We start from the raw sequence: 12,240 nt of genomic DNA on the forward strand, positions 1-12,240 counted from the left end.
CCCGAACGGATGGCCCCTACCGGCTCAGAGCGCTGCCTGGATGGCAGCTGCCAGCTGGTCAGTGGCCCGGACCGGATCCTTGTCGTCGGTGTTCACGAAGTTGGTGACAACGTCAAAGATCTGGCCCTGGACATAACTGGTGGTGGCCAGGCCGTGGGCAAAGCTAGGCACCAGCCCACCATCTTTGGCACTGCTCTTGAACGCATCCATCGAGGCCTGGGCACAGGCATCAAAGCCGGACATGTCCATATCGGTACGGACCGGAATCGAGCCCTTGGCCTTGTTGAACACGGTCTGGAACTCGGGCTCCAGGATAGTGCGGGCCAGGTCCTTCTGGGCTTCGGTATTATCCTCGTCGCTCAGGCTGAACATGGCGAAAGAGTCGACGTTGAAGGTGAACTGCCCGGTCGTACCCGGTGCCGGAGCACAGATGTAATCCTCACCCGGGGTCAGGCCGGCAGCGGTGAACTCGCCCTTGGCCCAGTCACCCATGATCTGCATGGCGGCCTCACCACTAATCACCATGGAGGTAGCGGTATTCCAGTCCCGTCCGGCGGCATTGTCGTCCACATAGCTCATCACCTTGGCAAACTCGGCAAAGACCTCCTCCATCTGCGCGCTGTTGATGACGTCCATGTCGTGCTCAACAAAGGCCCTGGCAAAGTCTTCCGGGCCCATGACCGCCAGGGCCACGGCTTCGAAAACGGTCGCGTCCTGCCAGGGCTGGCCGCCATGGGCCAGGGGAATAATTCCGGCAGCCTCCAGTTTCTCGGCAGCCTGATAGAACTCGTCGAGGCTCTTCGGCACCGCGACACCCACCTTCTCCAGTACTTCCGGATTGGCCCACAGCCAGTTTACCCGGTGCACGTTGACCGGCACGGCCACGTAGCTGCCCTCGTATTTCATGACATCGGCAATCACCGGCGGGACCAGCTGGTTCCAGTTATTGGCCTCGGCCACATCGTCCAGGCTGGTCAGAAAACCCAGCTTGGCCCACTCGCGGATATCCAGGCCCTTGATCTGGGCCGCCGCAGGCGGGTTGCCGGAAACTGCACGGGTCTTGAGCACGGTCATGGCCGCTTCACCGCCGCCACCGGCCACGGCAAAGTCCTTCCAGGTATGGCCCTGCTCCTCCATCATCTCTTTGAGAGCAGCGGCCGCGCGGGCCTCACCACCGGCGGTCCACCAGTGCAGGACTTCCACTTCACCGGCCTGGACACCAGTGACCGGAAACAGGGCTGCAGAGAGGGCAACGGCAGACAGAGTTTTATTAAAGGTCTTCATAATGACTCTCCTTCTTGTTTTTAAGGCTCAGAACCAGACTTCCATCTGGGTACCGAAGGTCCACTGACCACTCTCGAAATCGCTGTCGGCTCCAAGTGGATCGCCAGCGGCGTAGTTTTCCAGCTCGTCATCCCAGGTGGAGTAGCTGGCGAACAGCCGGATCTCGGGCCGGTTCCAGAAGCCGCCGACCTGAGGTTTGAAAGTAGGGGCAACGGTGAATCGGCTGTAGTCGCCATCCACGGCGTTTCGACCCTCGTAACCCATTGTCTTGAGGTCCATGGTCTGCCAGGAGGCTTCGTACTGCATCTCGAAGTTGGCGCTTAACTCCTGAGCGAGACGGGCGTTGAAGGTCAGCCACTGGTAGTCGTCGCCCTTGATGTAGCGGTCCTCACTGGTTTCCGCCAGGATCGCGGGCGCAAAGCGCCAGCTGTCGCTCAGGTAGGTAGTGCCATACACGGCGACACGGGTACTGACCGCGTCTTCATGCAGATCGCCGTCGGCACCGATGTTCTTGGTTTCGGCACCCAGACCCTGGCCATGAATGACTGCCAGCTTGAAATTACCATCAGAGACGCCGAAAAAACTGTCGCCATGGTACGCGATCATGGTGTGGGCACCGGATTCAGCCGCCGAAGTAGTCGTGCCATTAACCAGCCGCTGGTTGTTGTCCTGGGCCTTCATGCCACTGAGTGTCCACTGGACGTTGCCGAAGTAGTTGTCGGCGGTCAGGATCAGGTTGTCGGTACTGTAACTGCCTTCCGGCACAAAATCGGTGTCAGCCGGAAAATCGATAAAGCTACGGCCATACAGGGAAAAGTTGGACTTCACGTTATCTGTGAACCTGACGTCATAGATCCCGGCGCCAAGGCCCCCGAGGAATAAGATATCGCTGTCCAGCCAATGAATGTCGAAGTTAAGATCCCGGTCAAAGCGCTTGCCAGCCCAGATCGACGAGTCCTCGAAAATGCCGGAAAAACTGGCCAGATTGCTGAATTCCACATAGGCCTGGCGCACGTTCAGAGCGCCATCACCGGCGGTCCAGTCGTTCGAAGAGGTGGTGGAATCGGCGATCATCAACCGGTAGTGGGATTTGGTGCCGTTCTCGGCTACCTGTTTGTAGTTCAGAATGGCTTCAAGGTAGGTGTCCGGCTCGTTGCCAAGGCGGCCAACCGCGCCACCTACTGATCCGGCAGGCGTGAGGTAGGGGCCACCCGGTGCACTTTGCAGGTCACCGCCGAGCAACAGGCCGGAGCGGGCGTAGGTATTAAAGGAAAAACCTTCCAGGCCGTTGGCCTTCGGCTCGACCTCGGCCAGTCTGGCTTCAAGAATTCCCAGACGTTCCTCAACAGTCTGTGCGCCCTGTTGCTGGTCTTGAGCCTGCGCCTGCCCGGCGGCCAGACCCAGCGAAACCAGGCTTACGGCAACGGACAACAGACGTCCTTTGGAGATTGTTTTTACAGACGTGGTGCCATACGTAGTGTTGAACATTTTGACTCCTTGTTTTTGTTGTATTGGCAACAACGGAGTCTATGGCAGGAAACCGAAACACTACGTATCAAACTGCAAGACCCATGTAACACCCTTGTTACATTGAAATCTCAATGGCGAGGCAAGGTGAGGATTACGTGCAGCCCACCCTCAGGACGGTTGCTGATCTCCAGCTCTCCACCATGGCTTTGGGCAATGTTGCGTGCGATCCCCAGGCCCAGCCCGTAGCCCTGGCGCTGATTGTCATCCAGCCGGTAGTATGGTTCGAATATGCGTGAAAGCAGGTCTTCGGAAACCCCTGGCCCCTCGTCCTCGACATGGATCACCAACCGGGCCGGCCCATCCTCAAGGCGCACCAGGGCTTTGTCACCATATTTGACGGCGTTGTCCATCAGGTTTCCAAAACACCGCTTCAGGGCCAGGGGCTTGCCCCGGAACGGTCGGCAGAATCCCTGTACCGTGACACGGCCGGGCGGATCCCCCTGGTAGGCTTCAGCCATTCCTTTAAGCATGCGCGCCACATCAACGGGCTCGGCATTTTCGTGAATATCGGTGTCTTTCATGGACTGCAGGGCATTTTTCGCCAGCAACTCAAGTTCCTGCAGGTCTGCCTCCAGACGCTCACGCATGACATCGTCGTCAATCAGGTCGATCCGTAACCGCAACCGGGTAATCGGTGTTTTGAGATCATGTGAAATGGCCCGAAACAGCTGGTTCCGGTCACTGATATAGCTTTGCAACCGTCGCCGCATGGTGTTGAAGCTGCGGGTAACGGCCAGGATTTCCGCGCTGCCCTGCTCCGCGAGCGGGGGCTGGCTGTCGTCCAGGGGCAAATCACGGGCGGCCTTGGCCAACTTGCGCAAGGGTCGCGTCTGTTGCCGGATCAGCCAGGCAAGCACGGGGAAAAGAATAGCGATCATCACCACCAGAAACAGGATCTGTTGCCCCGGTATCCCCTCGTCTTCCAGCGACACATAAGGCGCTGGCAATGCTGCCGCCAAGTACAGCCACTCGTTCTCGCCTACTTCAATCTGAGTGACCAGCACTGGCGGATTCAGGGGTTCCAGCGTCAGCGCATAGTGAGCCCAGGATTGCGGGAGGGCATCCAGCGGTAACTCGGTGTTGAGAATGCGCAGGTCATCGGGGTGCACAAACTCGACGTGCAGGTTGATCTGATTGCCAAGGCGCTTGCGCAGCACCGACTCGACCTCCTCCGTCATCCGTCGTTTGCGCTCGGTATCCGGCAGCGGTGTCATACTGATACGGCTGTCATTGAGCGAGACAAAAAAACGGGTGCCGCCCATGTCGCGGAGCTGGTCGAGCACAATGTGCCGGTATTCCAGCGGCAGGGAGTTGAAGAACTGCGCGGTCGCCGCAGCGGACTGGGCCAGATTGCGAGTGGTGGCAACCAGACCCTCGACCTGTTGTGCGCGGAAGGTGGCTATCCAGGCAGCGCTGGAAATCACCTGGGCTCCGGCCATCGCCAGCAGTGTCAGCAACAGTACCCGCCCCAGAAGCGAGGAAGGAAACCAGCGCCAGGACGTCTTCCGGGATTGTCCGGAACTATTCGCAGGCATAGGCCACCGTTGCTGCAAGAAGGTAGCCAGCCCCACGTACTGTCTTGATCAGTTTCGGATTGCGCCCCTGATCTCCGAGGCGTTGCCGGAGACGGCTGACCGCGACATCCACAACCCGGTCCAGTGGCATGGATTCACGGCCGCGGGTGACATCGGAAATAGTGTCGCGGTCCAGCACCTGGTTGGGGTGGCTCAGGAACAGCTGAAGAAGGGCAAAATCCGCCCCGGAAAGGGCTGTCGCCTGCCCGTTTTCGCTGATGAGCTCGTGGGCGAGGGTGTCCAGGCGCCAGCGCTCAAAGAGCACGAACCGCGGGTTGTCAGACCGGGTAAAGCTCGCCCGACGCAGTAGTGCCTTGACCCTGGCCTGCAGTTCCCGGGCACTGAAGGGCTTGGCAAGGTAGTCATCGGCACCCAGCTCCAGCCCCACTACCCGGTCGGTTTCATCAGAGCTTGCGGTCAGCATGATGATGGGCACCCGGGAATGTTCCCGAATCTCCCGGCAAAGAGTAAAACCGTCGTCGCCCGGCAGCATGACATCAAGTACTATCAGATCGACACGGGCTGAACCCAGCTCTGATCGCATCTGGTCACCGTCCCCTGCCGTCAGCACCGCGTACCCCACTCGGCTCAGGTGCTCTTTCAATAATTCCCGGATAGCCAGGTCGTCATCCACAACCAGAATCGATGGTTTTCTTTCACTCATGCGTTGGTCTTTGTTGTTGTTCATCATGAACAGAATATGTCTTATGGTTTTAAGGCAAAAGCCCCGAGTGAGTGCTAGCCTGCAGTCAGGATTGTTAACAAAATGGAAGTGGCACTCAGCATGAACCTCCGACTGGCCCTGGGTCTGAGTCTGGCGACAATACTGGCGTCTTCCGTCTGCCAGGCCCAAGCTCCGACCCTGAACCTGTATACCTTTGACAGTCCACCCTACCAGGTTGCGGGACCGGGAACGGATGAAACCGGAAAGGTATCCGGCGAAACCACTGAAACCGTGATTTGCGCCGCAACTCGTGCTGGCTGGCAAACCCGCATCCGGATCGCCCCCCAGAATCGCGCCCTGCACTCGCTGAAACGCAGCATCGTGAGTGGCTATTTCGCCATTGATGCTTCCACTGAGCTGGATACTATTGCCAGGCGAAGCGACCCGGTCGCTCTGGAAAAATGGTACTTCTTCACCACTGAAGAAGGGAAGTTCAACGGGAATGCCCGGATCGGGGTGGTGGACGGCAGCAATGAGGAAGCCTGGCTGGAAACCAACGGTTACACCATCTTCATGAGTGTCGCCTCGCCCTCCCAGCTGCTGGCCCTGCTTCGCCGCGGACGAATTGGTGCGGCACTGATGGATGAGAGGGTGATGATTGATTTGCAAGAGGAAAACCAGGCGGAAGGCCCGGATATCAAGGCGCACTTCGTCCGTTATGCTCCTCTGCATCTTTATCTGACCGAAGCCTTTGTGGCCCGCTATCCGCAATTTCTTCCCGAGTTCAACCGCATTCTTCCGACCTGCATGGAAGGGCAACTGGCGCTCTCGGGGCCCGAAGAGTTCAGGATCCGGGCTCTGGCCGATCGTCTGATCAGGGAACTGCATGGCACTCTCAATATCGGCCAGACTGTTGAAGCCGCCCCCCGGCACCAGAATTTCACGGATGTCATGACCCAGGACAGCGTATGGCAGGTACTCGCCCCTGACACACCCACGGCACTTGCCAGCTATATCCTGCAACTTCCGGGTTCGCGTGCATTGCACGGGTGGAGGGTAGCTCAAGATGGCCTGGTCAGCGAGGCGATGATCATTAATGATATGGGAACGCTCGCAGCGATGAGTGGACTCACTACCGATTATTGGCAAGGGGACGAACCGAAATACCAGGAAGTGGTAAGAAATACACGCAGAGGGCTCATGGGGCTGGATGCGCTCTATATTTCGCCGATTCGTTTCGATGCCTCGACTTCACAGTTTCAGGTTACCGTCAGCGCTCCGGTCGAGCCCATTGAGGAGGGTGTACCAAAAGCCATCATTGCACTGGGCCTGAATGCCGAGGAGGCATTGCGCAGCCAGGACATTCCCTGAGATCAGGGAGGCCCCACCTCGCACGCCAGCACCAGGGCCCAGAACTCTGAAAAATCGTTGACCACCACATCCGGCTTGTCCGGGTGCTTGTGCGTACCGGGGAAGATCTTGTTGAGCCAGGGCAAATCCCACTGCGCGCCGTTAAAGAACACCGAGGTCATACCCGCGCGCTTGGCGGCAATCACATCGGTAGTGCTGTCCCCCACATACCAGACGCTCGGGTCCGGCGGGTAGTCCAGCTTCTGCACCGCCAGCAACAGCTGATCCGGATGGGGTTTGCGCAACGGTGTGTCGTCTCCGCACACATCGACATCAAATAGATGGGTCCAGCCGGTGTCTTCCACCAAAGCCAGCTCTTTTTCGAAGAACTCACGGTCCCGATTGGTGATCACCCCCACCTGAACCCCCAACCGTCGCAGCCCCTCCAGCACCTCGCGCACCTTGGGTTCAAACGCCTTGACCGTGCCGTAGTGCTTTCGATAGTGATGGTTGAAAGCCTTATGGGCAATTTGCTTGGCTTCCTGATCCTCCCCGAACAGCACTTCAAAAATGTCGGTCCGGGATATTTTCCGGTCAGCCTTCACCTTGGGATGCAACCTGGCAAACTCGCGCACATAGGCCACCAGTTTGACGTCTTCCGGGGTCTTGCTGTCCTCGGGTGCCACCATCCGGTCCATCAGCCTGAGCTTGTGGAAATCCGGTAGCATATCGTCCACCGCGTGGTACATGGCGTCCAGGGTATCCACAAGGGTGGCGTGCCAGTCGAACAGGACCACCGCCGGCCGAATCAGTTTGACCACCGCCGGGTGCCAGTCTGGCTCAATGCGGGGTTCCGGGCGGTGCGGTGGCGGGAATGGTTTTGGTCGGACCTCCGCCGGGGCCCGATAAAACGCCTCCGGCTCGCCCCTTTCCAGCAGGGCCAGCAAATCCATCAGGTCTTCAAAACTGTCCAGAATCGCTGCGGGCGCATCCCGGTATGAGAACCAGCTGTCGATTCGGCCCGATTCCCAGCAGGCACCGTTGTAGAAAACGCCGGAAACACCGGCTTTGTTGGCGGTGAGCATGTCGACATAACTGTCACCGACATACCAGGCCCGCTCATCGGCCGGCAGCCCGAGTTTCTCCAGAGCCTTGAGGATGACCTCCGGATCAGGCTTGTATTCGGTCACATCATCGGCGCAGACCGTGGCATCAAACAAATGCTGCCAGCGACCTTCATCCACCATACGCAATTCCTTGTCGAGAAATTCACGGTTCCTGTTGGTGGACACCGCCAGCCGGATACCCATGGCTCTCAGGGCCGAGAGGTACTCATAGGCACCGGGCTGGAAGGGTTTCACCTGCCCGAAATAGCGACGATAGGCCTCGTTGTAGGCCTTGTGGGCAATCAGTTTTGCGTCTTTGTCGTCGCCAAATATGGCGTTGAAGATGTCGGTCCGGGAAACCCGGCGTTCCGCCAGGATGCGTGGATGCAGGCGTCGGAAAATCCGGATGTAGCGCACCAGCCGGGCGTCCTCCGCCGTACGGCATTGAGCTTCCGGCAGCAACCGGTCCACCAGCCCCAGTTCCTCCAACTGCGGCAGCATGTCTTCCATGGCGCTGAACATGGCATCGTGGGTGTCTACCAGCGTGCCGTGCCAGTCAAAGATCAATACCGACGGAGCCTGCAGATGGTCACTGAACCGGGCCATGGTCAATCCTTTGGAGTTTCAGGAACGTACAAGTAATCACTTTCAGTAGAATAATCATTTTGTCCCAATGCACAAAAACCCGAGCCAGAAGGTATCAGTCCGGGCTGGAATACCACGGCACTCCAGCTCGCTCACTACGCTCAAGCTCCGCAATAACCTGGGCTCCCAGTAACAGGATGATGGAGCCTACCTCCAGGCTGATCAGCAGGACAATAATGGTTGTCAGTGACCCGTAGATCACGTTGACGAATGAGATATTGAGAAAGTAGTACATCATGACCAGCCGTGTCGCCTCCCACAGAATGGCTGCGACCAGCCCTCCGACCAGTGCCCTGCGTGACGATATCCGCGAAATGGGCAACACCTTGTAGATGGCGCTGAACATGATAAAGACACTGATAAAGCTCAGCAGGTAAAGGATGATGCCAGGCTCTTCGTAAAGCGTATTGATGAAAGCAAACAGCAAAGTCAGAGTGAGCAGGCCTGCACCCAGGACCAGCATGAACGCATAGGGCAACACGGCTGAAAGCCAGAAGCTGCGCCTGGGATTGTCCGAGCGATGAAAGATAATGGCGATCGAGTCTTCCAGCATCCGGAAAGCAAACGAACTGAAGAAGAGCAGCACCGGAATACCCGCAATTCCGATGATATCCCTCGATTCCATGAACGCGCGCACGGCCTCCAGCCACACATCAGCGTGGGCGGGCGCAAAGTGCTGAGCCTGGATCGCCATAACCTCCAGCAGTTGCTCCTCTTCCACCACCCGAGTCAGCAGAACCCCGAGCAGCGCCAGCAGCGGCACCGCTGACAACAGAACGTTGTAACCGACCCCGCCTGCAAGCAGAATCCCCCGATTGCGCAAAAAGTTACCCAACACCCTGCGCGAGAACAGCCAGAGCCGCCGCATGAATACAGCTGGGGAACCGTCATTTTCCGTCATGTCAGTCAAGAGCCCGGGTTAGCTGTCGTCTTCACCTTTTTCCGGTTCCGACTTTTCCATCGACGGCAGTACAAGTACCTGACATGGAGAATTCACCGAAACATATTCCACCGTCGCCTTTCGCAACGGCCAGTGACCACCGCTGCCACGGGAAACCAATAGCAAAAGGTCTGCACAGAGCTGGCCCGCCAGCCCCACCAGTTTTTCGCCAGCGCTCCCAGCCACCACGTGCAGGCTGGCGCTGCGGTTCAGAGGCAGATACTTTCGCACGAGCAGATCCAGCACTTCCCGGACCTCAGCCTCCTTTTGCTCCGGGGCCTCTTCGGTGACGTGCGGGAAGAACCCACCCCCGCCCGGACTGTAAACACTGGCAAGGTGCAGCTCACCATCCTCGGCCAGCAGATCCATGGCGGCCTCCAGGGCACGCTTGCCCTCCCCGTCGTCTTCCGGATCAATTGCGATCAACAGTTTCCGATACATACTCGTTCTCCTGTTTGGTTTCGGAGGTTGCCTCCACTTCCGGAAAGGCTCGCCCGCGTACCAGTTCGTTCATGCTGTAGCCACGGTAATCTGCCCGGAGTGCCCGAAACAACGCCACCGCCATGAAAATCAGCAAAATGCAGAAGGGCAGCCCCAGTGAGGTAATCACGTTCTGCAGGGCATCCAGCCCACCAGCCAGCAACAACGTGGCGGCGATAACACCCTGGGCTGCAGCCCAGAAAATCCGCTGGCGCACCAGGGACGGCTGATCATCCCGCCGGGTCAGCATATCGATCACAAGTGATGCCGAATCCGATGACGTGGTAAAGAAAATGACGATGATAACCACACTCAGGGCCGATGCCACGTTCGCAAGCGGGAAAGCTTCCAGAAAGGCGAAAATGGCCACGGAGGGGTCCTGCTGTACCTGTTCGGCCAAAGCTACCTGACCGTTCATTTCCACCTGGATGGCGGATAACCCGAAGATTCCGAACCACACCAGAGTGAACGCTGTGGGGGCAAACAAAACACCGGCGACAAATTCGCGGATGGTCCGCCCGCGGGAAATCCTGGCGATAAAGATTCCGACATAGGGCGCCCAGGAGATGGTCCAGGCCCAGTAGAACAGGGTCCACTGCCGCTGCCAGTCGGTTTCCGTAAAAGTCTGAGTCCAGAAGGCCAGCCACGGCAATGCGTCAAGATAGTCCCCCACACTCTGAACCATCCCTTCGGCAATAAACACGGTTGGCCCAACCGTGAGCACGAACACTAGCAAGGACATGGCCAGCACAATGTTAAGCTGCGACAGTCGGCGAACTCCCTTATCCAGACCGAGAGCCACCGAGGTAGCTGCAATACTGGTAATGACCGCAATCAGAATCACCTGAACCAGACCGGTGGAAGGTGTGCCAAAGAGATAATTCAGACCACTGTTCAACTGCAGGGTCCCCAGCCCCAGGGAGGTCGCCACGCCAAACAGGGTGCCGAGCACTGCTATTACATCCACCGCCCAGCCCCAGGGCCCGAACGCCCGCTCCCCGAGGATCGGATAGAACAGGCTGCTGATGCGCATGGGCAGGTTGTGCCGGTATGCAAAGTAGCCGATCGCCAGCCCCGGCATGGCAAAGATGGTCCAGGTATGCAGGCCGAAGTGATAGAGCGCGACCGTCATGGCGTCGCTGGCGGCCCGTTCCGAGCCCGGTTGCACGCCTTCAAAAGGTGGGTTGGCAAAGTGGGAAACCGGTTCCGCCACGCCCCAGAACATCAGGATGGTGCCGATGCCGGCGGCAAACAGCATGGTGAACCAGGTCAGGTTGGAATAATCAGGGCGGCTGTCGTCGGCGCCCAGGCGAATGTTGCCATAGCGGCTCACCGCCAGGCCAAGCAGGAAGATCAGCAAGGAACTGACGGCGAGAATATAAAACCAGCCCAGATTGCGGGCTACCCAACCTGTCAGCAGCCCGAAACTTTCTGCAACGGCCTCGTCAAACGGGACCGCCAGGGCGACGAACAGCGTGGCCACCCCGGCCGAAGTGAAAAATACCCCCGGTATGGTCTGCAGTCCCAATCGGCGTTGCAGCCGCTCCAGCACATGAGCCTCCGTTTCTTCCGAAAAAGTCTACGAAAGGCTTTACGCTACCATACCTGCCAACCGGTTGCGGGACAGAAATCAATTCCGGTTCAGTTGCCTCTGCTGCTCCAGCATCTGTTCCATCATGAGCTGCATCTGGTTCATGCGGATCTCCATCATCTCCAGGCGCTGCTCATTATCGATAGCACCACCACCAGACCTGTTTCCCTGGGCATTGCCAGACTGCTTCTTGCCCTGGCCCGGATTGTTCATCATGCCCTGGTTATTCATCATGCCCTGGCCCTGGCCCATCATGCCCTGACCTTGGCCCATCATTCCCGGGCCCATCATGCCACCCCGCATCATGCCCATATGGTTTTGCATGTACTCCATATGCTTTTCCCGGATGCGCTGGCGCTCGGCGTCTGATGTGGCATTGCGCATCTCCTGCCTCATGGCCTGCATTTGAGCCATATTTTCATTCATTTGCTGAATCTGTTCCTGATTCATCATGCCCCCACGGGGCATTTGATCGGAATTGCCCTGGGCAAACACCAAAACGGGCGCTGCCACGAGAACGGAACACGCGATCAAACGGGTAAATCTGTTCATGAGATCCTCCTTAATATCTGCAGAAATCTGCATCCCACTCAGTAAAGACCATGAAACTGAATCGAGGCTGAAAATGGAGCTCCGATTGAGGTTAAATCAACCGTTGTTGATCTGAATCATCTGAATAAATCAGATTGCCTGCACAACTTCAGACAGCATATCCCTGACTTTTCCGGCAACCTGCTTGAGTTCGTCATTATCAATGGCGGACATGGAAACAACGGGGTCGACGGCGCTGACCTCTACACCCTCCGAAACCTCCCGGAGAATGACGTTACAAGGCAGCATGGCCCCGACACGAGGCTCCACACCAATGGCTTCCCAGGCCATACCCGGATTGCAGGCTCCGAGAATCCGGTAGGCCGGCATATCCTTATCCAGCTTTTTCTTCATCGTGGCCTTGACGTCAATTTCCGTCAGTACCCCAAAGCCGTGGTCGGTAAGCGCCTGGCGCGCTCTCTTGTCGACGTCCTCGAAATCGGCATCTTCGATGATTCGATTGATTGTGTATGTCATGGCTATCT

The 12,240-nt window shown here is 57.9% G+C and carries 11 protein-coding genes; 1 reads left to right on the forward strand and 10 read right to left on the reverse strand.

Annotated features, from left to right (window positions below; all coding sequences use genetic code 11):
• Positions 1-24: 24 nt before the first annotated feature.
• From CLH62_RS07070 to CLH62_RS07085, 4 genes are all read right to left on the reverse strand, one after another.
• Positions 25-1,284, reverse strand: coding sequence for an ABC transporter substrate-binding protein (locus CLH62_RS07070; protein WP_099617390.1), 1,260 nt, complete (start codon positions 1,282-1,284; stop codon positions 25-27).
• A gap of 27 nt (positions 1,285-1,311) precedes the next feature.
• The gene (locus tag CLH62_RS07075; protein ID WP_099617391.1) at positions 1,312-2,772 is read right to left on the reverse strand and encodes a carbohydrate porin; all 1,461 of its coding nucleotides are present in this window, start codon (positions 2,770-2,772) and stop codon (positions 1,312-1,314) included.
• Between the two features lie 110 nt (positions 2,773-2,882).
• Positions 2,883-4,349: an ATP-binding protein gene (locus tag CLH62_RS07080; RefSeq protein ID WP_099617392.1), complete on the reverse strand. Its 1,467-nt coding sequence runs from the start codon at positions 4,347-4,349 to the stop codon at positions 2,883-2,885.
• Positions 4,336-5,052 carry a response regulator gene (locus CLH62_RS07085; protein WP_099617650.1) on the reverse strand — a complete coding sequence of 239 codons (717 nt, stop codon included), beginning with the start codon at positions 5,050-5,052 and terminating at the stop codon, positions 4,336-4,338. Before CLH62_RS07085 ends, CLH62_RS07080 begins: the two co-directional genes overlap by 14 nt.
• Before the next feature lie 102 nt (positions 5,053-5,154).
• On the opposite strand from CLH62_RS07085, the gene CLH62_RS07090 reads away from it, so the two are divergent.
• Positions 5,155-6,423 carry a substrate-binding periplasmic protein gene (locus CLH62_RS07090; RefSeq protein WP_099617393.1) on the forward strand — a complete coding sequence of 423 codons (1,269 nt, stop codon included), beginning with the start codon at positions 5,155-5,157 and terminating at the stop codon, positions 6,421-6,423.
• 2 nt (positions 6,424-6,425) lie between these two features.
• Here the strand turns inward: CLH62_RS07090 and CLH62_RS07095 are convergent, their stop codons facing one another.
• From CLH62_RS07095 to CLH62_RS07120, 6 genes are all read right to left on the reverse strand, one after another.
• On the reverse strand, positions 6,426-8,114 hold the full coding sequence (locus tag CLH62_RS07095; RefSeq protein WP_099617394.1) for an HAD family hydrolase: 1,689 nt from the start codon (positions 8,112-8,114) through the stop codon (positions 6,426-6,428).
• 94 nt (positions 8,115-8,208) lie between these two features.
• Entirely contained in the window at positions 8,209-9,054 is an 846-nt protein-coding gene (locus CLH62_RS07100; protein WP_099617395.1) for a YihY/virulence factor BrkB family protein, read from the reverse strand.
• Positions 9,055-9,072: 18 nt separating this feature from the next.
• Positions 9,073-9,534 (reverse strand): universal stress protein, encoded by a 462-nt coding sequence (locus tag CLH62_RS07105; RefSeq protein ID WP_099617396.1) that lies wholly within the window; start codon positions 9,532-9,534, stop codon positions 9,073-9,075.
• Positions 9,506-11,125: a BCCT family transporter gene (locus tag CLH62_RS07110; RefSeq protein WP_099617397.1), complete on the reverse strand. Its 1,620-nt coding sequence runs from the start codon at positions 11,123-11,125 to the stop codon at positions 9,506-9,508. Before CLH62_RS07110 ends, CLH62_RS07105 begins: the two co-directional genes overlap by 29 nt.
• Positions 11,126-11,203: 78 nt before the next feature.
• Complete coding sequence (locus CLH62_RS07115; protein WP_143752361.1) at positions 11,204-11,716, reverse strand: hypothetical protein; 513 nt, start codon at positions 11,714-11,716, stop codon at positions 11,204-11,206.
• Between the two features lie 129 nt (positions 11,717-11,845).
• Positions 11,846-12,232 (reverse strand): DUF302 domain-containing protein, encoded by a 387-nt coding sequence (locus CLH62_RS07120; protein ID WP_099617399.1) that lies wholly within the window; start codon positions 12,230-12,232, stop codon positions 11,846-11,848.
• Positions 12,233-12,240: the final 8 nt, after the last annotated feature.

The organism is Marinobacter guineae, assembly GCF_002744735.1.
Classification (GTDB): Bacteria; Pseudomonadota; Gammaproteobacteria; order Pseudomonadales; family Oleiphilaceae; genus Marinobacter; species Marinobacter guineae.